Origin of the sequence: Pseudomonas sp. BP8 (assembly GCF_017875955.1) — a bacterium.
In the GTDB taxonomy this organism is placed as follows: domain Bacteria; phylum Pseudomonadota; class Gammaproteobacteria; order Pseudomonadales; family Pseudomonadaceae; genus Aquipseudomonas.
In genome coordinates this window covers 4,449,394-4,472,182 of sequence record NZ_JAGINK010000001.1, presented here as the reverse complement: position 1 = coordinate 4,472,182, position 22,789 = coordinate 4,449,394, and the positions used below count along the sequence as shown (strand labels likewise).

The 22,789-nt window shown below is 62.4% G+C and carries 25 protein-coding genes and 1 tRNA gene; 13 read left to right on the top strand and 13 right to left on the bottom strand.

All coding sequences use genetic code 11. The annotated features are described in order from the left end of the window. Window positions 1-16: 16 nt before the first annotated feature. Window positions 17-724, bottom strand: coding sequence for an arginyltransferase (locus tag J3B00_RS19640; protein ID WP_209870559.1), 708 nt, complete (start codon window positions 722-724; stop codon window positions 17-19). Between the two features lie 55 nt (window positions 725-779). Next, window positions 780-1,460, bottom strand: coding sequence for a leucyl/phenylalanyl-tRNA--protein transferase (gene aat / locus J3B00_RS19635; RefSeq protein WP_209870556.1), 681 nt, complete (start codon window positions 1,458-1,460; stop codon window positions 780-782). A gap of 340 nt (window positions 1,461-1,800) precedes the next feature. Here aat and ftsK point away from each other — a divergent pair, with 340 nt between their 5' ends. The 6 genes from ftsK (at window position 1,801) to cysG (ending at window position 9,304) form a co-directional block, all read left to right on the top strand. Next, window positions 1,801-4,212 (top strand): DNA translocase FtsK, encoded by a 2,412-nt coding sequence (gene ftsK / locus J3B00_RS19630; RefSeq protein ID WP_209870552.1) that lies wholly within the window; start codon window positions 1,801-1,803, stop codon window positions 4,210-4,212. 62 nt (window positions 4,213-4,274) lie between these two features. Further along, a complete protein-coding gene (gene lolA, locus J3B00_RS19625; RefSeq protein WP_209870549.1) occupies window positions 4,275-4,898 on the top strand; it encodes an outer membrane lipoprotein chaperone LolA in 624 nt (207 codons plus the stop codon). 12 nt (window positions 4,899-4,910) lie between these two features. Then, entirely contained in the window at window positions 4,911-6,236 is a 1,326-nt protein-coding gene (locus J3B00_RS19620; RefSeq protein ID WP_209870545.1) for a replication-associated recombination protein A, read from the top strand. Then, window positions 6,233-6,607, top strand: coding sequence for a fluoride efflux transporter CrcB (crcB, locus tag J3B00_RS19615; RefSeq protein WP_209870542.1), 375 nt, complete (start codon window positions 6,233-6,235; stop codon window positions 6,605-6,607). The genes J3B00_RS19620 and crcB overlap by 4 nt, the downstream gene beginning before the upstream one ends. 27 nt (window positions 6,608-6,634) lie before the next feature. After that, window positions 6,635-7,915, top strand: a complete 1,281-nt coding sequence (gene serS, locus J3B00_RS19610; protein ID WP_209870538.1) for a serine--tRNA ligase — start codon at window positions 6,635-6,637, stop codon at window positions 7,913-7,915. Next, the gene (gene cysG, locus J3B00_RS19605; protein ID WP_209870535.1) at window positions 7,916-9,304 is read left to right on the top strand and encodes a siroheme synthase CysG; all 1,389 of its coding nucleotides are present in this window, start codon (window positions 7,916-7,918) and stop codon (window positions 9,302-9,304) included. It abuts the gene before it with no gap. A 147-nt stretch (window positions 9,305-9,451) separates the two neighbouring features. Here cysG and J3B00_RS19600 read toward each other — a convergent pair whose 3' ends face one another. From J3B00_RS19600 to J3B00_RS19565, 8 genes are all read right to left on the bottom strand, one after another. Next, window positions 9,452-10,414: a glutathione S-transferase family protein gene (locus tag J3B00_RS19600; protein WP_209870530.1), complete on the bottom strand. Its 963-nt coding sequence runs from the start codon at window positions 10,412-10,414 to the stop codon at window positions 9,452-9,454. A gap of 96 nt (window positions 10,415-10,510) precedes the next feature. Continuing rightward, entirely contained in the window at window positions 10,511-11,527 is a 1,017-nt protein-coding gene (locus tag J3B00_RS19595; protein ID WP_209870527.1) for a glycosyl transferase family protein, read from the bottom strand. Then, window positions 11,524-11,859 carry a TusE/DsrC/DsvC family sulfur relay protein gene (locus tag J3B00_RS19590; RefSeq protein ID WP_209870524.1) on the bottom strand — a complete coding sequence of 112 codons (336 nt, stop codon included), beginning with the start codon at window positions 11,857-11,859 and terminating at the stop codon, window positions 11,524-11,526. Before J3B00_RS19590 ends, J3B00_RS19595 begins: the two co-directional genes overlap by 4 nt. Then, window positions 11,856-12,152, bottom strand: a complete 297-nt coding sequence (tusB, locus tag J3B00_RS19585; protein WP_209870521.1) for a sulfurtransferase complex subunit TusB — start codon at window positions 12,150-12,152, stop codon at window positions 11,856-11,858. The genes J3B00_RS19590 and tusB overlap by 4 nt, the downstream gene beginning before the upstream one ends. Next, complete coding sequence (gene tusC / locus J3B00_RS19580) at window positions 12,152-12,511, bottom strand: sulfurtransferase complex subunit TusC (RefSeq protein WP_209870518.1); 360 nt, start codon at window positions 12,509-12,511, stop codon at window positions 12,152-12,154. The genes tusB and tusC overlap by 1 nt, the downstream gene beginning before the upstream one ends. Before the next feature lies 1 nt (window position 12,512). Continuing rightward, the gene (gene tusD, locus J3B00_RS19575) at window positions 12,513-12,905 is read right to left on the bottom strand and encodes a sulfurtransferase complex subunit TusD (protein WP_209870513.1); all 393 of its coding nucleotides are present in this window, start codon (window positions 12,903-12,905) and stop codon (window positions 12,513-12,515) included. A gap of 86 nt (window positions 12,906-12,991) precedes the next feature. Beyond that, entirely contained in the window at window positions 12,992-14,371 is a 1,380-nt protein-coding gene (locus J3B00_RS19570) for a uracil-xanthine permease family protein (RefSeq protein WP_209870510.1), read from the bottom strand. Between the two features lie 647 nt (window positions 14,372-15,018). After that, window positions 15,019-15,690 carry a Bax inhibitor-1/YccA family protein gene (locus J3B00_RS19565; RefSeq protein ID WP_119140474.1) on the bottom strand — a complete coding sequence of 224 codons (672 nt, stop codon included), beginning with the start codon at window positions 15,688-15,690 and terminating at the stop codon, window positions 15,019-15,021. A gap of 127 nt (window positions 15,691-15,817) precedes the next feature. Between J3B00_RS19565 and J3B00_RS19560 the strand changes: the two genes are divergently transcribed. From J3B00_RS19560 to J3B00_RS19550, 4 genes are all read left to right on the top strand, one after another. Continuing rightward, window positions 15,818-15,905 (top strand) — tRNA-Ser (locus J3B00_RS19560). Window positions 15,906-16,044: 139 nt separating this feature from the next. Next, entirely contained in the window at window positions 16,045-16,251 is a 207-nt protein-coding gene (locus tag J3B00_RS19555) for a hypothetical protein (protein ID WP_209870506.1), read from the top strand. Window positions 16,252-16,464: 213 nt separating this feature from the next. Further along, entirely contained in the window at window positions 16,465-16,776 is a 312-nt protein-coding gene (locus tag J3B00_RS26750; protein WP_245362593.1) for a hypothetical protein, read from the top strand. A 210-nt stretch (window positions 16,777-16,986) separates the two neighbouring features. Then, window positions 16,987-17,316, top strand: a complete 330-nt coding sequence (locus tag J3B00_RS19550) for a hypothetical protein (RefSeq protein ID WP_209870503.1) — start codon at window positions 16,987-16,989, stop codon at window positions 17,314-17,316. Between the two features lie 186 nt (window positions 17,317-17,502). On the opposite strand, the gene J3B00_RS19545 is transcribed toward J3B00_RS19550, so the two are convergent. Continuing rightward, complete coding sequence (locus J3B00_RS19545) at window positions 17,503-17,688, bottom strand: hypothetical protein (protein ID WP_209870499.1); 186 nt, start codon at window positions 17,686-17,688, stop codon at window positions 17,503-17,505. A 418-nt stretch (window positions 17,689-18,106) separates the two neighbouring features. On the opposite strand from J3B00_RS19545, the gene J3B00_RS19540 reads away from it, so the two are divergent. Together J3B00_RS19540 and J3B00_RS19535 are read left to right on the top strand one after the other, a co-directional pair. Then, entirely contained in the window at window positions 18,107-18,598 is a 492-nt protein-coding gene (locus tag J3B00_RS19540; protein ID WP_209870497.1) for a GNAT family N-acetyltransferase, read from the top strand. A 69-nt stretch (window positions 18,599-18,667) separates the two neighbouring features. Further along, a complete protein-coding gene (locus J3B00_RS19535; RefSeq protein WP_209870494.1) occupies window positions 18,668-19,021 on the top strand; it encodes an SH3 domain-containing protein in 354 nt (117 codons plus the stop codon). A gap of 525 nt (window positions 19,022-19,546) precedes the next feature. Here J3B00_RS19535 and J3B00_RS19530 read toward each other — a convergent pair. Beyond that, on the bottom strand, window positions 19,547-20,446 hold the full coding sequence (locus tag J3B00_RS19530; RefSeq protein ID WP_209870490.1) for a LysR family transcriptional regulator: 900 nt from the start codon (window positions 20,444-20,446) through the stop codon (window positions 19,547-19,549). Window positions 20,447-20,545: 99 nt separating this feature from the next. Between J3B00_RS19530 and J3B00_RS19525 the strand changes: the two genes are divergently transcribed. Continuing rightward, entirely contained in the window at window positions 20,546-21,307 is a 762-nt protein-coding gene (locus J3B00_RS19525; protein WP_209870486.1) for a TSUP family transporter, read from the top strand. Window position 21,308: 1 nt separating this feature from the next. Here the strand turns inward: J3B00_RS19525 and J3B00_RS19520 are convergent, their stop codons facing one another. Beyond that, window positions 21,309-22,733 (bottom strand): GGDEF domain-containing protein, encoded by a 1,425-nt coding sequence (locus J3B00_RS19520; protein ID WP_209870481.1) that lies wholly within the window; start codon window positions 22,731-22,733, stop codon window positions 21,309-21,311. Window positions 22,734-22,789 lie beyond the last annotated feature (56 nt).

The window sequence follows — 22,789 nt, the reverse complement described above, 5'->3', positions numbered from 1 at the left end:
TTTCAAGCCAATGCTTTCAATTGAGGCTGACCCAACGTTGGTTGATCAGCAGTTCGATGGGGCGGTACTGGGTCTTGTAGTTCATCTTCTTGCAGTTCTTGATCCAGTAGCCAAGGTAGACCGCTTCGAGGTTTAGCCGCAGGGCTTCGGTGATCTGCCAGAGAATGGCGAAGCGCCCCAGGCTGCGGCGCTCTTCATCAGGCTCGTAGAAGGTGTAGACCGCAGAAAGCCCGTTGGGCAGCATGTCGCAGACGGCAATCGCCAGCAGACGACCCTCGAGGCGAAACTCGTAGAACCAGCAGAATGGCAGATCGCGCACCAAAAAGGTGGAAAACTGATCGCGACTGGGTGGATACATGTCGCCATCACTGTGGCGCTGCTCGATATAGCGCCGGTACAGGTCGAAATATTCTTCCTTGAACGCCGGGCGTGCGGCGGTCACGGTCAAGTCGCTGTTGCGCTTGAGAATTCGTCGTTGCTGGCGGTTGGGGATGAACCGCGCAGTGGGGATGCGTGCCGGTACACAGGCGTTGCAGTTCTGACAATGCGGGCGATAAAGGTGATCGCCGCTACGGCGAAAGCCCATCTCCGACAGGTCGGCATACACATGCACGTCCATCGGCTGGCTAGGGTCGAGGAACAGCGTAGTGGCCTGTTCGTCCGGCAGGTAGCTGCAGGAGTGGGGTTGAGTGGCATAAAACTTCAACCGCGCCAACTCTGTCATGATCAACCCCTCGGCAAGACTTTGCATTAAGTGTAAGCCAGCTCTGCAAACTCGCCTAGCGAACCCAGCTGGCGCTGCTGGGCTGATCGAGGTGGCGCGCCAGATGGTCGGCAAAACTGTCGCGGCTGATCGCTCGGGCGCCGAGGCTATGCAGGTGGTTGGTCGGCATCTGGCAGTCGATCAGGGCAAAACCGGCTTGGCGCAGGTGCTCGACCAGGGTCACGAAACCGACCTTGGAGGCATTGTCGGCACGGCTGAACATCGACTCACCGAAAAACAGCTGGCCCATCGCCAGGCCGTACAGGCCGCCCACCAGCTCACCGTCTAGGCGCACTTCAACCGAGTGGGCGATGCCGCGCCGGTGCAGCTCGCAGTAGGCGGCGCGCATGGTGTCGGTGATCCAGGTGCCGTCGGCGTAATCGCGTGGTGCGGCGCAGGCCGCGATGACTGCGGCGAAGTCCGTGTCGAAACTGACCTGGTAGCGGCCTTGGCGGATCAGCTTGGCCAGCGAACGCGACACGTGCAGCTCTTCGGGAAACAGCACGGTGCGTGGGTCGGGTGACCACCAGAGGATCGGCTGGCCGTCCTGGTACCAGGGGAAGCAGCCATGGCGGTAGGCCTGGATCAGGCGCTCAGGGGTCAGATCACCGCCGGCGGCGAGCAGGCCGTTGGGCTCCTGCAGGGCCTTTGCCAGCGGCGGGAAGGTCAGCGAGTCGCGGGTCAGCCAGGTGAGCATGGGCGTCCAATGCGGTGGGGGAGGGGAGGGAGGCCAGCATGGCGCGAGCGGGAATCGAGGTCAATCATGGCCATGGGGGGTAGATTTCCTACACATTAATCAGCTATCCGGCACCATCTGCACGCTTTGTTGTCACACCTGTGCAAAAACACAGCATAAGCCTTTGTCACAAAAGAAAATGCATGCTCAAATTGCACGCATAGAAGATTGCCTCCTCACGCCGTCTCTGGCGTGCCGCCCATGGCGGCTGGCGGGCAGTAATGTTAAAAGTAGTGGTTCATTGGCCGAACACCGGGTCGATCACTACTGGACGCGCAGCAAGCGCAGGAATAGACGCGTTTTGAAGAAATCCACCGCAACTCCGCCCCCTCTGCCTGTGCCCCTGTGGCGTCAGCAGCTGCACTACCGCCTCAAGGAAGGTGCGCTGATCGCCGTCGGTGCCCTGTGCCTGTACCTGTGGATGGCCCTGCTGACCTACGACACGGCCGACCCGGGCTTCACCCATACGAGCAATGTCGACCAGGTGCAGAACGCCGCCGGCCGCGCCGGTGCCTACTTCGCCGACATCCTGTTCATGGTGCTGGGCTATTTCGCCTATATCTTCCCGTTGCTGCTGGCAATCAAGACCTGGCAGATCTTCCGCGAACGGCACCAGCCGTGGCAGTGGAGCGGCTGGCTATTCTCCTGGCGGCTGATCGGGCTGGTGTTCCTGGTGCTGTCGGGCGCGGCGCTGGCGCATATCCATTTCCACCCGTCGGCGAGCCTGCCGTTCTCCGCCGGGGGCGCCCTGGGCGAAAGCCTTGGCGACCTGGCGCGCAACCTGCTGAACGTGCAGGGCAGCACGCTGATGTTCATTGCCTTGTTCCTGTTCGGCCTGACCGTGTTTACCGACCTGTCGTGGTTCAAGGTCATGGACCTTACCGGCAAGATCACCCTCGACCTGTTCGAGCTGGTGCAAGGCGCGGCCAATCGCTGGTGGGAGGCGCGCAACGAGCGCAAGCGCCTGGTAGCCCAGCTGCGCGAAGTGGATGAGCAGGTCAATGTCGTGGTCGCGCCGGTGGTTGCCGACAAGCGTGAGCAGGTCAAGGCCCGTGAGCGCATCATCGAGCGTGACGATGCCCTGACCAAGCACGTTGCCCAGCGCGAACAGCAGCCGGCACCGGTGATCATGCCGGCGCCGGTCAAGGCGCCCGAGCCGAGCAAGCGGGTGCAGAAAGAAAAACAGGCCCCGCTGTTTGTCGACAGCGCGGTCGAGGGCACCCTGCCGTCGATCTCCATCCTCGACCCGGCAGAAGAAAAGAAGATCGAATACTCGCCAGAATCGCTGGCCGGCGTCGGCCATCTGCTGGAAATCAAGCTCAAGGAGTTCGGCGTCGAAGTCTCGGTCGACTCGATTCATCCGGGCCCGGTGATTACCCGTTACGAGATCCAGCCGGCCGCAGGCGTCAAGGTCAGCCGCATCTCCAACCTGGCCAAGGACCTCGCCCGTTCGCTGGCGGTGACCAGCGTGCGGGTGGTCGAGGTGATCCCTGGCAAGACCACGGTCGGCATCGAGATCCCCAACGAGAACCGGCAGATGGTGCGTTTCTCCGAAGTGCTTTCGTCGTCGCAGTACGACGAGGCCAAGTCGCCCGTCGCCCTGGCCCTGGGCCACGACATCGGCGGCAAGCCGGTGATCACCGACCTGGCCAAGATGCCTCACTTGCTGGTGGCCGGTACCACCGGTTCGGGTAAGTCGGTGGGGGTCAACGCGATGATCCTGTCGATCCTGTTCAAGTCCGGCCCGGAAGACGCGCGACTGATCATGATCGACCCGAAGATGCTCGAATTGTCGATCTACGAAGGCATTCCGCACCTGCTCTGCCCGGTGGTCACCGACATGAAGGACGCCGCCAACGCGCTGCGCTGGAGCGTGGCCGAGATGGAGCGGCGCTACAAGCTGATGGCAGCGATGGGCGTGCGTAACCTGGCCGGCTTCAACCGCAAGATCAAGGACGCCCAGGAAGCTGGTGAAGTCATCCACGACCCGCTGTTCCGCCGCGAAAGCATGGATGACGAGCCACCTGCACTGAAGACCCTGCCGACCATCGTGGTGGTGGTCGACGAGTTCGCCGACATGATGATGATCGTCGGCAAGAAGGTCGAAGAGCTCATCGCTCGGATCGCGCAGAAGGCCCGTGCGGCCGGTATCCACCTGATCCTCGCCACCCAGCGGCCCTCGGTTGACGTCATCACCGGCCTGATCAAGGCCAACATTCCGACCCGCATGGCGTTCCAGGTGTCGAGCAAGATCGACTCGCGGACCATCATCGACCAGGGCGGCGCCGAGCAGTTGCTCGGCCACGGTGACATGCTCTACATGCCGCCGGGCACCAGCCTGCCAATCCGCGTCCACGGTGCGTTCGTCTCCGACGAAGAGGTCCACCGCGTGGTCGAGGCGTGGAAACTGCGTGGCGCGCCGGACTACAACGACGACATCCTCAGCGGCGTCGAAGAAGCCGGTAGCGGCTTTGACGGTGGCGGCGGTGGCGGCGACAGTGATGATGCCGAAACCGATGCCCTCTACGACGAGGCCGTGCAGTTCGTCCTGGAAAGCCGTCGCGCGTCGATTTCCGCGGTGCAGCGCAAGTTGAAGATCGGTTATAACCGCGCCGCGCGGATGATCGAGTCGATGGAGATGGCCGGCGTCGTCACCCCGATGAACACCAACGGCTCGCGCGAAGTGATTGCTCCGGGCGGCCCACGCGACTAATGATCACCTTGCCGGGCGCCAACGCTGGGGCCCGGCCCATTCACTGTTCTACGAGGATTCCCATGCGCGCGATTCGCATGCTGTTGGTTTCTGCCCTGACCTTGGGCACCCTGTCGGCTCAGGCCGGTGAGCAGGACGTGGCGCGTTTGACCCAGTTGCTCGAGAAGTCGCAGACCATCGAGGCCAACTTCTCCCAACTGACCCTGGATGCCGGCGGCACCAGCCTGCAGGAGACCACAGGCAAGATGACGGTCAAGCGTCCTGGCCTGTTCTACTGGCACACCGATGCTCCCCAGGAGCAGGTGGTGGTGTCGGATGGCAAGAACGTGACCCTGTGGGACCCGGATCTGGAGCAGGCCACCGTCAAGAAACTCGACGTGCGCCTGAACCAGACCCCGGCGCTGCTGCTGTCGGGCGATGTGTCGAAGATCAGCCAGAGCTTTGACATCGTCTCCAAGGAGCAGGGCGAGGTCATGGACTTCACCTTGAAGCCGAAAACCAAGGACACCCTGTTCGACTCGCTGCGCGTATCATTCCGCAAGGGCCTGATCAACGACATGCAACTGATCGACAGTGTCGGCCAGCGCACCAATATCCTGTTCAATGGGGTCAAGGCCAACCAGGCCGTCCCGGCGGACAAGTTCCAGTTCAAGATCCCGGCTGGCGCAGACGTCATCCAGGAGTAACGAGAGAGCGTCATGGACCTGTTTCGAAGCGAACCCGTCGCCCAGCCCCTGGCCGCCCGCCTGCGCCCGTCCAACCTGGACGAGTATGTCGGTCAGGAGCATCTGCTGGCCCGGGGCAAGCCGCTACGCGAAGCGCTGGAGCAGGGTGCGCTGCACTCGATGATCTTCTGGGGCCCGCCCGGGGTGGGCAAGACCACCCTGGCGCGGCTGCTGGCGCAGTTCTGTGATGCTCATTTCGAGACGGTTTCAGCGGTACTGGCCGGGGTCAAGGAAATCCGCCAGGCGGTCGAGGTGGCCAAGCAGCAAGCCGCCCAGTACGGCCGGCGGACCATCCTCTTCGTTGACGAAGTCCACCGCTTCAACAAGTCCCAGCAGGATGCCTTTCTGCCGTTCGTTGAAGACGGCACGCTGATCTTCATCGGCGCGACCACCGAGAACCCGTCCTTCGAACTGAACAACGCCTTGCTCTCGCGGGCCCGCGTCTATGTGCTCAAGAGCCTGGACGAGGCAGCCCTGCGCAAGCTGGTCGACCGCGCCCTGAGCGAGGAGCGCGGCTTGGGCAAGCGCCAGCTGACGGTTGGCGACGAGGCGTTCAAGATGCTCATGGCCGCCGCCGACGGCGATGGCCGGCGCATGCTCAACTTTCTCGAAAACGCCTCTGACCTTGCCGACGATGGCAGTGAGATCGACGTCGAGATGCTGCAAAGCCTGCTCGGCGACAGCCGGCGCCGGTTCGACAAGGGCGGTGAGGCGTTCTATGACCAGATTTCTGCGCTGCACAAGTCCGTGCGCGGCTCCAACCCCGACGGCGCCTTGTACTGGTATGCGCGCATGCTCGACGGCGGCTGTGACCCGTTGTATATCGCCCGCCGGGTCGTGCGCATGGCCAGTGAGGATATCGGCAACGCCGACCCTCGGGCCTTGAGCCTGTGCCTGGCGGCCTGGGATGTGCAGGAGCGCCTCGGCAGCCCCGAAGGCGAGCTGGCCGTAGCCCAGGCGATCACTTACATCGCTTGCGCGCCGAAGAGCAATGCGGTGTACGTCGGCTTCAAGACCGCCCTGCGCGAAGCGGCCGAGCACGGCTCGCTGGAGGTGCCACTGCACCTGCGCAATGCACCGACCAAACTGATGAAGCAGCTCGGCTATGGCGAAGAATACCGCTATGCCCATGACGAGCCGGATGCCTACGCCGCCGGTGAAGACTACTTCCCGGATGCGTTGGAGCCACGCGCCTATTACCAACCGGTACCGCGCGGTCTGGAACTGAAAATCGGTGAAAAGCTGCGCCACTTGGCCGAGCTCGACCGCAACAGCCCGCGGCAACGGAGAAAGCCGTGATTGCCCTGATTGCCGCTGTCAGCGCGGGCGGCGTAGCCGGCACGCTGTTGCGCTTCGCCACCAGCAACTGGGTCAGCGCCCACTGGCCACGGCACTTCTATCTCGGTACGCTGGCGGTCAATCTGGTTGGCTGCCTGCTGATCGGCCTGCTCTATGGCTTGTTCTTGCACAAGCCGATGGTGCCGGTCGAACTGCGCGCCGGGCTGATCGTCGGCTTTCTCGGCGGCCTGACCACCTTTTCTTCTTTTTCGCTGGATACCGTACGGCTCCTGGAAAACGGGCAGATACCGCTTGCCTTGGGCTATACCACTATCAGCGTCATCGGCGGGCTGCTCGCGACGTGGGCCGGCCTGTCTCTAACCAAATTCTGAACCACACACACATAACGAGAGAACGATATGCTCGATGCCAAACTGTTACGCGGCCAACTTCAGGAAGTGGCGAACCGCCTGGCCTCCCGTGGCTTCAGCCTGGATGTCGCGCGCATCGAATCACTGGAAGAACGCCGCAAGGCGGTGCAGACCCGCACCGAGCAACTGCAGGCCGAGCGTAATGCCCGTTCCAAGTCCATCGGTCAGGCCAAGGCCAAGGGTGAAGACATCGCCCCGTTGATGGCTGAGGTCGAGGGCATGGCCAATGAGCTGGCCGCCGGCAAGAACGAGCTGGACAGCATTCAGGCGGAACTGGACGGTATCGTCCTGACCATCCCCAACCTGCCGGACGAAAGCGTGCCGGTCGGCCCGGATGAAGACGCCAACGTCGAAGTGCGCCGCTGGGGCACGCCGCGCCAGTTCGACTTCGAGGTCAAGGACCACGTTGCGCTGGGTGAACTGACTGGCGGCCTGGACTTCGAGACCGCGGCCAAGCTGTCTGGCGCTCGTTTCGCCTTGCTGCGCGGCCCGATTGCCCGCCTGCACCGCGCACTGGCCCAGTTCATGATCAACCTGCACACCAGCGAGCACGGTTACGAGGAGGCCTACACCCCGTATCTGGTGCAAGCGCCAGCCCTGCAGGGCACTGGCCAGCTGCCGAAGTTCGAGGAAGACCTGTTCAAGATCACCCGCGAGGGCGAAGCGGACTTCTACCTGATCCCGACCGCCGAAGTGTCGCTGACCAACATCGTTGCCGGCGAGATCATCGACGCCAAGCAGATGCCGATCAAGTTTGTCGCCCACACGCCGTGCTTCCGCAGTGAAGCGGGTGCTTCGGGTCGCGATACCCGCGGGATGATCCGTCAGCACCAGTTCGACAAGGTCGAGATGGTTCAGATCGTCGAGCCGGCCAAGTCGATGGAAGCCCTCGAAGGCCTGACCGCCAACGCCGAGCGCGTGCTGCAGCTGCTTGAGCTGCCGTACCGGGTGCTGGCCCTGTGCACCGGCGACATGGGCTTCAGCGCAGTCAAGACCTACGATCTGGAAGTCTGGGTGCCAAGCCAGGACAAGTTCCGCGAGATCAGCTCCTGCTCGAACTGCGGTGACTTCCAGGCGCGCCGTATGCAGGCGCGCTGGCGTAACCCGGAAACCGGCAAGCCGGAGCTGGTGCACACCCTCAACGGTTCGGGCCTGGCGGTTGGCCGTACCCTGGTTGCGGTGCTCGAGAACTACCAGCAGGCCGACGGTTCGATCCGCGTCCCGGACGTGCTCAAGCCGTACATGGGTGGCGTTGAGGTCATCGGCTAAATGGATTACCTGCCGCTGTTCCACAAGCTGCAGGGCGGCCGGGTATTGGTCGTCGGCGGTGGTGAAATCGCTTTGCGCAAGGCGCGGTTGCTGGCTGACGCCGGCGCCGCGCTGCGCGTGGTGGCGCCAGACGTCGACGGTCAACTCGCAGCCATGGCCCGTGAGGGAGGTGGCGAGGTCCACGTACGTGGCTATCAAGTCGCCGACCTCGAGGGTTGCCGGTTGGTGATCGCCGCCACTGACGACCCTGCGCTCAACGCCCAGGTCTCAGCCGAGGCCCAGGCGCGCAGCCTGCCGGTCAACGTGGTAGATGCGCCGGCCCTGTGCACGGTGATCTTCCCGGCGATCGTCGACCGCTCACCGCTGGTGGTGGCCGTTTCCAGTGGCGGCGATGCGCCGGTGCTGGCGCGGTTGATCCGCGCCAAGCTGGAAACCTGGATCCCCTCCACGTATGGCGAACTGGCCGGTCTGGCGGCGCGTTTTCGGCACAAGGTGAAAACCCTGTACCCGGACGTCAACCAGCGGCGGGGCTTCTGGGAGACGGTCTTCCAAGGGCCGATTGCCGAGCGCCAGTTGGCCGGGCAGGGGGCTGAAGCAGAGCGTTTGTTGCAGGCGATGGTTGACGGTGCGCCGGTGCAGCAGGGCGGTGAGGTGTACCTGGTCGGTGCCGGACCGGGTGATCCGGACCTGCTGACCTTCCGTGCCTTGCGCCTGATGCAGCAGGCCGATGTGGTGCTCTATGACCGATTGGTGGCGCCGGCGATCATCGACATGTGTCGGCGTGATGCCGAGCGTATCTACGTCGGCAAGCGCCGTGCGGATCATTCCGTGCCGCAGGAGCAGATCAACCAGCTGTTGGTCGATCTGGCCAAGCAGGGCAAGCGGGTGTTGCGCTTGAAGGGTGGTGATCCGTTCATCTTCGGCCGAGGTGGCGAAGAGATCGAAGAACTGGCCGAGCATGGCATTCCGTTCCAGGTGGTGCCGGGCATTACTGCTGCCAGTGGCTGCTCTGCGTATGGCGGGATTCCGCTGACCCATCGTGACTATGCCCAGTCGGTGCGCTTCGTGACCGGTCATCTCAAGGACGGTACCAGCAATCTGCCCTGGAATGACCTGGTGGCGCCTGCGCAGACCTTGGTGTTCTACATGGGGTTGGTTGGCTTGCCGACCATCTGTGCCGAGCTGATCCGCCATGGCCGCGCGGCCAGCACGCCGGCTGCGCTGGTGCAGCAGGGCACTACCCGCAACCAGCGGGTGTTTACCGGGACCCTGGCGGATCTGCCAGACTTGGTTGCCCGGCATGAAGTACATGCGCCGACCTTGGTGATTGTCGGCGAAGTGGTGCAGTTGCGCGAGAAGCTGGCCTGGTTTGAAGGGTCTCAGGACTAGTGCAGTTGGGGCTGCTGTGCAGCCCTTCGCGGGGCAAGCCCGCTCCTACAGGATCTGCGTCTCTCACACCAACGCAGATCCTGTAGGAGCGGGCTTGCCCCGCGAAGGGCCGCACAGCGGCCCCAATTTCTTCAGCAGACGCCGTGTTTACCCGCGCTGCCAGATCCCACGCCCTACCAAGCGCTCCCGATCATGCGCCAAACCAAAGTCCTGCAACGGCCCCTTCGGCACAATGCCATTCGGGTTGATGGTCTTGTGGCTCAGGTAATAGTGCTTCTGAATGTGCTCCATATCCACCGTCCCTGCCACTCCCGGCCACTGGTACAGCTCGCGCAGCCAGTTGGACAGGTTCGGGTAGTCGCTCAGGCGGCGCAGGTTGCACTTGAAGTGGCCGTGGTACACCGCATCGAAGCGCACCAAGGTGGTGAACAGGCGCACATCGGCTTCGGTCAGGTGTTCGCCTGCCAGGTAGCGCTGGCGGCTGAGCAGGTCTTCCAGGTGGTCCAGTTCGTTGAACACTTCGTCGAAGGCAGCCTCGTAGGCATCCTGCGAGGTGGCGAAGCCTGCGCGGTACACGCCATTGTTAACTGTTGGGTAGATCCGCCCGTTCAAGTCGTCAATGGTGGTACGCAGCGCTTCAGGGTAGAGGTCCAGGCGGTTGCCGGTGAGCTCGTCGAAGGCGCTGTTGAAGATGCGGATGATCTCGGCCGACTCGTTGTTGACGATGCGCTGTTCCTGCTTGTCCCACAGCACCGGTACGGTAACCCGGCCGGTGTAGCTCGGGTCGTCCTGGGTATAGCGCTGGTGCAGGTAATCGAAGCCGTCGAGCTTGTCGCCGGTGGAGCCTTGCGCTTGGTCGAAGGTCCAGCCGTGTTCGCCCATCAGCCAGCTCACCACTGAAACGTCAATCAACGGCTCCAGACCTTTGATGGCGCGCAGGATCAGCGTGCGGTGAGCCCAGGGGCAGGCCAGCGAAACGAACAGGTGATAACGCCCAGCTTCAGGGGCAGGCAACTGATTGCGGCGTTGTGCGTTCTCGCGCTGGAACGCGCCGTCCTTGCTGGTCTGGTACCACTGGTCATGCCAGCGGCCGTCAATCAAAAGACCCATGGTGAGCTCCTCGGAACAAAGTGGTTTGTCGTTGGAGCCCAGTCTAGGGATTATCGTTCGAATAAATAGCGCAAAGACTGCACTGTTCCTATCGGTTTATTCGATGTCTTTGCGGGCAGCCCAATAGCGCTTGGCGGTTGCGAACGCCTGCTCGCGCTGCTCACCCAAGCCGCGCAGGGCGAGGGCAATGGTCGCCAGCACGGCTTTCTCGCCATAGCTGTCTTGCGCTTCGCCGCGCCATACCGCCAGCAGCTGCTCGGGTTCGAGGCTGGCAGGTTTGACATGGCGCTGGGCGCTCATCGCTGGCCATTCTTCATCCCAGTTGGCGCCACCGGAGGTGCCGTACAGGTGGCTGGCGACGTCCGGATTGATCTCGATCTCGCCACCATCACCCTTGATCACCAGCGCATGATCGCCGAGCAAGCGGCTGGCCTCGCGGTGCACTGCCTGGTAGCCAGGGTGGAAGATGCTCTGCAGGCCGCAGCGCGCGCCCAGCGGGTTGAGCACGCGCGCCAGCGAGTGGATCGGCGAGCGCAAGCCGAGAGTGTTGCGCAGGTCGATCATCCGTTGCAATTGCGGCGCCCAGTCCTGCAGCGGGAAAAACGCCAGGCCCTGTTCATCGAGGGTAGTGGCCAGCGCCTGCCAGTCGCGGCACAGCGGGATCTCCAGCAGGCTCAGCAATTGCTCGGTATACAGGCGACCCGCCGTGTGTGCGCCACCGCCGTGGAGCATGATGCGCACGCCGTTGCCGGCAAGACACTTGGCCGCCAGCAGGTACCACGGCAGGTGGCGCTTCTTGCCGGCATAGCTGGGCCAGTCGAGGTCGACGGCGATCTGTGGTGCCTGCAGGTGAGCGCGCAGGGCCTCGGTGAAGCCGGCCAGCTCTTCGGCACTCTCTTCCTTGTGCCGCAACAGCATCAGAAAGGCCCCGAGCTGGGTATCCTCGACCTTGCCTTCGAGCAGCAGGGTCATCGCAGCGCGGGCCTCTTCGCGGGTCAGGCCGCGGGCGCCGCGCTTGCCTTTGCCGAGGATGCGCACGAATTCGGCAAAGGGATGCTCTGCCGGGGTTTCCAGGGTCAGTGGGCGAAGTGCGGGGGGCGAGAGTTCGGTCATATGCAATTGGTCGGCTTGGGCAGGCCCGCCAGCTTGGCGGCAAGTTTGGCGGGAGTGCCGTTGAACAGGCGATTGAGGTGCGGGCTGTTGCCTTTTTCCGGGCCCAGCTTGAGCGCGGTGTATTTGATCAGCGGGCGAGTGGCCGGCGACAGTTCGAATTCCTGATAGAACTGGCGCAGGACCTCAAGGATTTCCCAGTGGTCAGCGCTCAGGACGATAGCTTCGCGTCTAGCCAGGGCCTCGGCGACCACCGGAGACCAGTCTTGCAGGTCGACCAGAAAGCCGTCCTTGTCCAGGGCGATCTGCCGATCGCCGACAGTCAGGGTATTCATAGCCAGCTGTTTACCTTGTCGTATTGCAGCGACAGCTCGACAAACGTGGGGTAGTCCACCGCCTTGGCCAGGGTGCTGTCGATGGCGCGGGCCTGCAGGTCCTCAGCGAGGACGTACAGGCGGTTTTCCAGCTGCGCCGCCTGCAACAGTTGCTGCGGCTGGGTACCGTCACGCAGGGCGTACGCCGCATCGCCGCAGAGCAGCAGGGCGTCGTGCGTGCCGATCAGGCGCAGGCAGCTGGCCAGTCGGCTGTCGCCGAAAGGCGAGTGGGCAATTACATGCAGGGTCGTCATCAGAGTGTTACCACCTGGTCATAACGGCCAATCAGCGCGGCCAGGGCCGTGTCGTCCAGCACCTCGACCGGCAGCGCCAGGCTGCCAGCATCCAGGCTGCGTTCGGCGAGGCTGTGACCGCAAGCGAACAACGCGTCGACGCCGAACATCGGCAGCGCCTGCAGGTTGGCGGCGAGGTTTTTCTGCTGCAGCGTGGCGGGTTGCTGGGCGTCGTCGAGCTGGAAGACGCCGTCATCGAGAAACAGCATGCCCAAGGGCAGGTCGAATGCACCACCGGCCAGGGCGATGTCGAGTGCCTCGCGGGCGGACGGGCCATTCCAGGGGGCCTGGCGACTGATGATCAACAAGGATTTGGCCATTTCAATCACCTCCGAAACAGACCAGGCGGTCGGCAAGCTGGGCCGCCTCGTGCAGTTGGCCCAGGCCAGACAGTTCCCAAGGCGCCGGCAGGTTCACGGCGGGGCGCTGGTAGCGGTTGGCTTCGGTTGCATCCAGTACGCCACGGCGCAGCGCCGCGGCAATACAGACCACCGCGTCAAGCTGGTGGGCATCGATAAAGGCGCGCCACTGCGCGGCCACGTCCAGTTCATCCTGGGGGGCGACGATATTGGCCGAAGCGCTGTGCACCCCGTCCTGATAGAAGAACAGCCGGGCAATCTCATGCCCGCCGGCCAGGGCCGCTTCGGCGAAGCGCAGCGCGCGGCGCGAGGAGGGCGCATGGGCCGGGGAAAAAACCGCGATGGCGAATTTCATGGGAGGCTCTTGCAACGTGATGGCGCCATGATAAAGCAAAAAAGCCCGCGTCTGTCGGCGCGGGCTCTTGCTGGATCAGCCGGGGTTTAGTGCTGGTCCTTGCTCTCCGGCAGGAACCAGTTCAGCACCAGAGCGCAGATCCCCCCAGTGGCGACACCTGACTCGAGCACGTTGCGCAGTGCCGACGGCATGTGCGCGAGGAACTCCGGTACTTGTGCCACGCCCAGGCCCAGCGCCAGGGACACAGCAATGATCAGCAGCGCGCGGCGATCCAGACGGGTGCTGGCGAGGATGTTGATCCCCGAAGCCGCCACCGCCCCGAACATGACCATCGCCGCGCCACCCAGTACCGGCTCCGGCACCGCCTGGATAACCCCGGCAACGCTTGGGAACAGGCCCAGCAGCACCAGCATGGCAGCAATCCAGATGCCGATATGGCGGCTGGCGATACCGGTCAGCTGAATCACGCCGTTATTCTGGGCGAAGATCGAGCTGGGAAAGGTGTTGAACACACCGGCCAGCAGCGAGTTGGCGCCGTTGACCAGCACACCGCCTTTGATCCGCTGCATCCATACCGGGCCTTCGACGGGCTCGCGCGACACTTTACTGGTGGCGGTGACGTCACCGATGGCTTCCAGCGAGGTCACCAGGTAGATCACCAGCATCGGGATGAACAGCGCCCAGGAGAAGCTCAGGCCAAAGTGCAGCGGCATCGGCACCTGGAACAGCGCCGCTTCGTGCATGCCGGTGAAGTCCAGGCGGCCCAGGTAACCGGCCAGTACGTAGCCCACGGCCAGGGCGATGACGATGGCGCAGCTGCGCATCCACACCACCGGGATCCGGTTGAGTACGACGATAATTGCCAGCACCACGCCTGACAGCAGCAGGTTCTCGCCATTGGCGAAGGTGCCATTGGCCATCGCGGTAAAGCCGCCGCCCATGCTGATCAGGCCGACCTTGATCAGGGTCAGGCCGATCATCAACACGACGATACCGGTGACCAGCGGGCTGATCAGGCGCTTGATGAACGGCAGGATGCGCGATACGCCCATCTCGATGAACGAGCCAGCGATGACCACACCGAATATCGCGGCCATCACGCCCTCGACCGGCGTGCCCTGTTTGACCATCAACGCGCCGCCGGCAATCAGCGGCCCAACGAAGTTGAAGCTGGTGCCCTGAACAATCAGCAGCCCTGCGCCAAAGGGGCCGAAACGCCGGCACTGGACGAAGGTGGCGATACCCGAGATGACCAGCGACATCGACACGATCAGGTTGGTATCACGCGCCGACACGCCCAACGCCTGACAGATCAACAGGCCCGGGGTAACGATCGGTACGATGATGGCCAGCAGGTGTTGCAGCGCAGCCAGCATGCCGATCAGCGGCCGCGGCTTGTCCTCTAGTCCAAGGACCAGTTCATTGGCAGGCGTTGCCGCGCCTGGCCCTTGTTCGATTGAACTCATGGGAGCTGCCCCGGAAGAAAAAAGGAGCGCATTCTACGGGGCGCTTGGCGATTGGGGTAGGCCTTGAGCGCATTTGTCGCGAGGACCGGCTCTTTCAAGGGCTTTGCATTACCTCCAGATTTCATCATGGAGGCCCGCACCTCTGTTTGAGCAACTGTCTTGAATAAAACCTGAGCGTTAGCGCGATCACTGTAGGAGCGGCCTTGTGTCGCGAATTGAGGGCGCAGCCCTCACCGGCATCACCTCCAGATACGATCCGTTCGCCCACTGAATCCGGTCACGACTGTCTTGGCTTCATCTCACCAATTGCGTCAAAGAAAACGTGCACGCCTGGTAAGGACAACCGGCGATTTCCCGCCTTGGGATTGTGTGTGGTTGTGAGTCAGTTGGTGAGGGCTTCGCCCTCATTTCGCGACACAAGGGGTGCGCAGCACCCCCGGCATTGCTGGCCTCCATGATGAAATCCAAAGCTAACGCAGAGACCTTGAAAGGGATGGCCGTAAGGGCGGAAGGGGCCAGTGCGGCCACCACATCAAATGGATAAGTCCACAATTCCAAAGCCAAGCCAACAGTTCATCACCCGCAACATTCCGTGAAGAACCCAAAAAAAAGCCCGCCGAAGCGGGCTTTCCCTGGCAGATCAACGATCAGTCATCACGACCCATGATGCCGAACAGCTGCAGCAGGCTGATGAACAGGTTGTAGATCGAAACATACAGGCTGACGGTTGCCATGATGTAGTTGCGCTCGCCGCCATGGATGATGGCGCTGGTCTGGAACAGGATGCAGACCGACGAGAACAGCACGAAGCCGGCGCTGATCGCCAGTTGCAGGCCGCTGATCTGGAAGAAGAAGCTGGCAACGACGGCGCCCAGCAGGACAAAGAAGCCTGCAGTGATGAAGCCGCTGAGGAAGCTCATGTCTTTGCGGCTGATCAGCACGTAGGCCGACAGACCACCAAACACCAGTGCGGTCATGGCGAACGCCGAGCTGACCACTTCAGCGCCACCGGCCATGCCGAGGTAGCGGTTGAGGATCGGGCCAAGGATGAAGCCCATGAAGCCGGTGAGGGCGAAGGTGGAGACCAGGCCCCAGACCGAATCACGCAGCTTGTTGGTCAGGAAGAACAGCCCGTAGAAGCCGATCAGTACAACGAAGATGTTCGGGTAGCCGACGCGCATCTGCTGCGCGACGAAGGCCATCACACCGCTGAAGGCGAGGGTTAGCGCCAGCAGGCTGTACGTGTTGCGCAGGACTTTGCTGACCTCGCGCTGCTCGACCTGCTGGCCGTGTTGTACGGCATAATCCTGTTCGCGCATGGCGACACTCCTGTGGGGTTGAAACCTATGGATGCTCAGAGCATACCAGAGCCGTTGAAGCCCGCGACACAGAGAGTTTGACAGCTTGTTTCATTACGGTATTATGGCGGCCGCAAAAAGCAGTTCCGGAAGCGTGGCCGAGTGGTTTAAGGCAACGGTCTTGAAAACCGTCGATGGGCAACTATCCTAGAGTTCGAATCTCTACGCTTCCGCCACATTCAGTACAAAAAGCCCTGACTCGTCAGGGTTTTTTGCGTTTTGGAGGCCTGAAAAAGCGATGCTCAGGCGCAGCAGGAGCCGGTCTCCAGACCGCCTCAAGGTCAGGATTGCCCAGGTATCTCAAGGAAGAGTGCAATGAACAAACTCAAGGCCCTAAACGCCGTCACCACGCGCTACCTCAGCCGCTTTTCCCGAAAGCAGTTCTTCTTCGCGTTCGCCGTGACCACGGCCATCAACTTCTGGCTGTCCTTCACCGTCGGCGAATACTCCTCGATCTACCTGTCCATCCTCGGCGGCTGGTTCTTTGGCATGATGTTCATCAAGCGCGAGTCCGTTAAGTGACAGGCATGTGCGTCATTCGTTAGTTTCCCCGCAGCCTTGGCGATCTCAGGTCACTGTTCTGCCTGAATTTTGTACAAACTCTCCTGCTTGTCATCCGGACACTGGCCAGTGGTCTGATTCCAGGTCATTTGCCGTTGTATGGCGTTGCGCAAATGCCGTGCCGGGCTAAGGTGGGATGACAATGTATAAGACTAAAGTCGTAGGAGGGGCGGCATGCGGATTCGAGGTGACGTGTACTGGAATTGGGCTGACCCGATGCTCCACCATCGGACCCACGAGCAGACGCTGGACGACGGTACTCACATCGATGTGCAAGTTAGGTTGTCACGCACGGGTAGCACGCAAATGTTCGTCGGTGTCTATGCTGCAAGCGGCATGGCACTGCATGAGGAGGCATTCGATTCGAGGCCTGGCGAATCAATGACCCGCGCCTTGGCCTGGGGGGTGGGGTTGGCAAGGCGGTACGCCACTCAAGGCCGTCAACCCAGTAGGCAGGGCCTGGCGTCAAGGAATTACGAGGCGTGAGGACTGCAAGTGGCTGGCGGCTGAAGCAGGCAAGCCAACCTCCTGTCGGATCCTGCCTCTGAAGAGCACTTGGCATTGCTTGAAATCAACTCACGCCTGCGCTGTCACACCTTCCTTCTGGTAACCTACTGCTCAATTGTTTTGCCATTCGAGCACTGGGTGCGGAACGCTCAGATTTGAACGCTCACATTAAGGGAAGGGAAATTCGCCATGACCGCCACAGACCGTCTCAGCCTGCTTCAGTTCGAGCATTTAAGCTTGGGCGGGGATGCTGCCGCCCAGTTCGCCATTTCGGTTAACGCGCTACGTGCGCTGAAACTGCTTGAGCGCTACGAACATCCCGCTGCCCTGTACCTGGGAGACATCGCTGATGCTGGCGATCGCGAGGAGCTGTTGGGCGCCAAGAGCCTGGGTCTTGGTTTCACGCAGGGGTTGCTCGCCGCCAAAGTGATCGTGAAGTCGGAAGGCGAGAGCCTTCGCCGGATTTTCCTCGAGGCCGCTGAGCGCGCGCTGGCAGGTCTTGAAGGCAAGTCCGAATAGGCGGTGCAGCGGAGCATGTGCCCCTGACCGACCGCCCATTTACGTTCAGCCTCCTTCCTCTTGCAGAATTTGACGTCGGTGACCCGCCGTGTTGCTTGTCAGTCATGCGGCGAGCATCAGCGCTTGATCTTTCATTTCCTTGATCTGTTTCAATCAGGTCATGTGGGCGGCAACGTGCCAGCCTTCTCACTGCAACGTCGTTGGCTTGAATTCACCTTTCAGGCTGGCGAGTGCAGCCTCTATGCAAGCAATGATCGGTGCAAGGTCTTCGGCGTCTTGATGATGCCCCGTGGCCCTGAACTGGTCGCGCTGCTGGCGCAGGTTGAGCAGGACTTTCTGCAGTGCGATAGCGGAGCTATTGAACGTTTCCATGTGTGTCTCTGAGTGCTGGCGTCCGTGCCGTTGTAGGAAAACACGGACCGTATCAGTTCAATTCAATGCGCGATAACTGCGTTTTCATACAGTCTGATGTAGGTCGTAGTATCTGTCCTACTTGAGCATCTGAAACTTCCTACAAGCTAACCAGAGTGCCCATTTCTATTTATGTGGAAGGGGCAAGCGCAAACCCTCTGGCTGTCGCGCTCCGGCTGTTTCGCACAGTTTTCTTGCTGACGTTGCTCAGGCAGGAGCGCCGCGGGCGTACCGCAGGGATGATGAAACGATATGTTGCAATTGGCCTGCTGGACGCACGGTCGGACCGATGCATCGGCGCGGCGTTGGTCGGCGGTGATCAACCCACAGCCATCAGTTGCGCTAGCATGTTGGCCTTCTTCACATCACGGACAGGTACATGAGCACTCCGACCTTTCGCCAGGCCACCTCGCACGATGTGGATCGCTGCTTCCAGATCGAAACCAGCGCCTATGAGGGCGACGAAGCCGCGACCCGCGAGAAGATCGCCACGCGCATCGCGCAATACCCCGAGGGCTTTTTGATACTCGAACTCGATGGGCAAGTGGTCGGTTTCATCAACAGCGGGTGTGCCGAGCAGGTGGTGATGTCCGATGAGGCCTTCAAGGAACTGGTTGGCCATGATCCACAGGCGGCTAACGTGGTGATCATGTCGGTGGTGGTCGACCCTGCCTTTCAGGGCCGAGGTTATGCCGGGTTGCTGATGGCGCGCTTTGTCGAGCAGATGCGCGATCGCGCCAAGGCCACCATCCACCTGATGTGCAAGGACCGGCATGTTGGCTTGTACGAGAAGTTCGGCTACCGCTATGTGCAGCCGTCGGCCTCTGATCATGGTGGCATGGCCTGGCACGAGATGGTCATGGTGCTCTGAGCGCACTGCGTCGGGTTATGTCGAATGGCCTGATAGGATCGGCAGTTTGCCGCAGCCAAGGAGAGGCTTGTGAAGTACGTCGTGATCAAAGGGCATCGCAGCGAGTATCCGCGTCCGATTCGTTTTGCCAAGGGCGAAATGCTGGCGATCGGTCAGCGTTATGAAGGTGAAGAGTCCTGGCAGGACTGGTACCTGTGCAGTTGCGCGGGGCAGGAGGCGGGCTGGGTCCCTGCACAGGTGATCGAGCGCCTGAGTGTCGCGCAGGGCAGGGCCCTCGAGCAGTACTCGGCGCATGAGCTTGATGTAGACCCAGGGCAGTTGGTCGAGGGCTTGCGTCTCTTGAATGGCTGGGTGTGGTGCCGTCGCCAGGTCAATGGTGAACTGGGCTGGTTGCCGGCTGAAAAGCTGCGGGCGCTGGGCTGATTGTGCCAGGTGCCAGGGCTGGCCTCTTCGGGGGGCGAGCCCGCTCCTCCAGCTACGGCGCTGGGGCGATAGCTCATCTGATCTGCTTTTTTTCTTCCAACCTGCATCTGTAACCGTATCAGCTCAATAACCGAAAATACTGCTCAGGCCCAACCTTCTCGTCATCTCACTGTAGAGGTTCCAATGAGCAAGCTCGCTCTGTTTCTGGGTGGTTTTCTGCTGCTGACAATCCTGATTGGTCTGCTCGGGACGATCCCGCCAAGCTGAACCACTTCGCCAATCCATCGGCCCGTCCCTTCAGCGGACGGGCCTGATCCGCTACGTTGATGCCCCTCTTTTCTACAGCGCAAACAGGCCAGCGCGGCGTTGCTGCGTGTGCGATAAGTCGTTCTTTGCCATGGGAATTCTGTCCACAGAAAACGTGGGTAGGTCTGTGGATAAATCGCTGTAAGTAAGGCCGTTGGCGGGCTCTGTTAAATTGAGCAGAAAATGAACAGTGGTTTCGCCGCAACGGCCTTCATGGATTCACGGCTGAGCCCGGCGCAGCGCCTGGAGCAGATCGCGGACCCGCGCGGGCAGATCACCGGAAGGGTACACCGCATGCATTTGCGGGTCTTGGCCGCTGCTCGAGGTCAGGCGGTAGGCGGGGCACACCCGCACCAGCTTGCCAGCCTTGACTTGCGGCTCGGCCAGCCAGTCGGCCAGGCGGGCGATGCCGGCACCGGCCAGCGCGCTGTGATACACCGCGCTGCCCGCGCTCAGGCGCAGGCTTGGGCGCGGCTGCAGGCGGGTGATGCGGCCCTCGCGACAGAAGTGCCAGGCTTTGAGAATGCGCGGCGCGGTGTGCAGGATCAGGCCATGCTCGCTCAGTGCCTCGGGCTCATGCGGGGTGCCTGCGCGGGCAAGGTAATCAGGGCTGGCATACAGGTGGCGGCGATACGTCCACAACGGGTAGCCGATCAGCTCACTGGATTGGGGAAAGGCGCCGCGCACGACAAAGTCCAGCTTGCCCTGCAGTGGGTCGAGGTTGAGATCGCTGAACTGCACATCGAGGGTGACGTGTGGATGGCGTTGGGTAAACGCTGCCATTACTCCAGGCAGTACCTGCTGCGCGAACAGTTCAGGCGCGGCGAAGCGGATCCAGCCCTGAGCCGTGCCGGTCAAGGCTGCCAGTTCGTCGGCGGCGTCGCGTTGCACATCCAGCAAGCGCTCAGCATGGGGCAGCAGTCGCTCGCCGGCCTCGGTCAGCGATACGGTGCTGGCGCTACGGTTGAGCAGCTTGCTTCCGGCATTGTCTTCCAGCGCCTGCACCGCACGCGTCACAGCGCTGGGTGAACGGCCCAGGGCACGGGCGGCGGCGACAAAGCTGCGCTTGTGCGCAACGCTGACGAAGGCCTGGATTTCACGCAGCATGTCCAATGCCATGCAGGGCTCCTTGTTGCAGTTTTCGCAATATGGCATTTCAACACAGTGGCACCGTTTTGATTAGCCTTGGCTGCTGATTTCACTGCCTGGAGCCCCGTCATGATGGATATCGTCCTGTTGTCATTGTTTGCCTTTGCCGCCGGCCTGATCGATGCCGCGGTAGGCGGCGGCGGGCTGATCCAGATTCCGGCACTGTTCAACGTGCTGCCCAGCGCGCAGCCGGCGGCCTTGCTCGGTACCAACAAGCTGGCGTCGGTGTGCGGTACGGCGTTTGCGGCGCGCTCGTTCATTCGCAAGGTCAGCCTGGACTGGGGGCTGATCGTGCCGGCCGCGGCAAGTGCCTTCGTCATGTCATTTGCGGGGGCTGCGACCGTGTCGCTGGTGCCGCCGAGCGTGATGCGCCCTGCGGTGCTGGTGATGATCGTGCTGATGGCGGTGTACACCTTCTGCAAGAAAGACTTCGGCACCCTGCACGCGCCAGCGCGGATTGGCCGCAAGGAGCAATGCCTGGCGGTGCTGATCGGCGGCGCCATCGGCTTCTACGATGGCCTGTTCGGGCCAGGCACCGGCAGCTTCCTGATCTTCCTGTTCATCCGCTTCTTCGCGCTGGATTTTCTCCATGCCTCGGCCTCGGCCAAGCTGGTCAACATTGCTACCAACCTGGCCGCGCTGGTGTTCTTCATCCCCTCGGGCAACGTGCTCTATGCCATTACCTTGCCGATGGCCGTGTGCAACGTGCTCGGCGCGCTGACAGGGACCTGGCTGGCGGTGCGCAAGGGTGCAGGGTTTGTCCGCGGGCTGTTCCTGATCCTGCTGTGCGTATTGATCGCCAAGCTGACATGGGACCTGCTGGTCGGCTGAGTCAGATCACCTCTAGCTGCGCTTCTGCCTGCTCGACACGGTTGCGCCCGTGCGCCTTGGCTCGGTACAGCGCCTTGTCGGCGCGGGCCAGGAGCACATCCAGGCTCGGTGCCGGGGTGTCGGCGGTGCACCCGTCCAGGCCGATGCTGACCGTGATCTGCAGGCGTGGGTCGGCGTGGGTCAGGTGCAGGTCCTGCACTGCGCGGCGCAGGCGCTCGGCGGTAAATTTGGCACGCTCGGGCGCGAGCCCGGGAATGATCACCACGAACTCTTCGCCGCCCAGCCGGGCAAACAGTTCGCCGTTTTGCAGTTGATCCTGCAGGGTGCGGGCGAACGTGCGCAGCACCTCATCACCGACGCCGTGGCCATGGCGGTCGTTGATCAACTTGAAGTGGTCGATATCGAGCATCATCAGGGTCAGCGGCAAGGCCTGCGCATGCTGCTGGCGGCTATCGAGCAAGGCCCTCGCGCGGCGGGTGAAAGCGCTGCGGGTCAAGGTGCCGGTCAGGTGGTCGATGGTCGCCTGGTGCTCGAGGCGCTTGAGCAGGCTGCGGTTGGCACTGCTGACGCAGGCGACCAGCAACGGGCCGAACACCAGCATGGCGATGCCGAGGCGCGCCGACATCAACGTGGATACCCCGAGTACGCTCTGCGGCACGCTGAAATGCATGAGGTTCTGCGCCACTGCGACGATCAGCGTACTGCCGGCGATGAGCGCCAGCAGCGAGAGCAGGAACGGCGAGTAGCTCCACGCGCACCACAGTAGCGCGGCGATCGGGAAGGCAATTGCCCCTGGCCCGCCAAACGCGATGCTGACCGCCAGCGAAGCCAGCAGGACCAGCAGCGGCGCCAGGCGAATGGCGTGGCCGCCGCCGCGTAGCAATGCGCGCCTGCTGGGCGCGGTCAGCAGCGCCGGGAGGATCAGCACGCTGGTGGAGAATTGCTCGCTGAACCAGGCCAGCCAGGTGGCGCGCATCGATTGCTGAAACCAGGGTGCAGCCATCAGGCAGGCCATGCTGGCGGCCACTACCGCGCCCGCAGCGCAGGCGCCGAACACGCACAGCACACCATGCGGGGTGCGCAGCCGCTGATGCATGCGCGGCAGGCGTGAGAGCAGCAGCCAGATGCTGACGATCACCCCCAGGTTGCACAGGTTGAACCACAGCGCTGGCAACCAGCGGCTGCCGCAGGCGAGGTCGGCGCTGACCATCGCCAGCCACACTACGCTGAAACCAATGGGGCCGGCCTGGCGGGGATAGCGCAGCAGCACTCCGGCCAGCACGGCGTTGACCGGCCAGAACAGCGAGAGCGATTCGATAGGGCGGGCGAGGATACCGCCCAGGGTCAAGGCCAGGGTCAGGCCAAACAGGGCAAGTTGCGGCATCAGACGGGCGTGCGCTGGAAAAACCATGAGCTCTACCGGCAAGCGGAGACAGAATCCAGGACAACGACTGCGGGCACCTGGGACATAGTGGCGTCAGT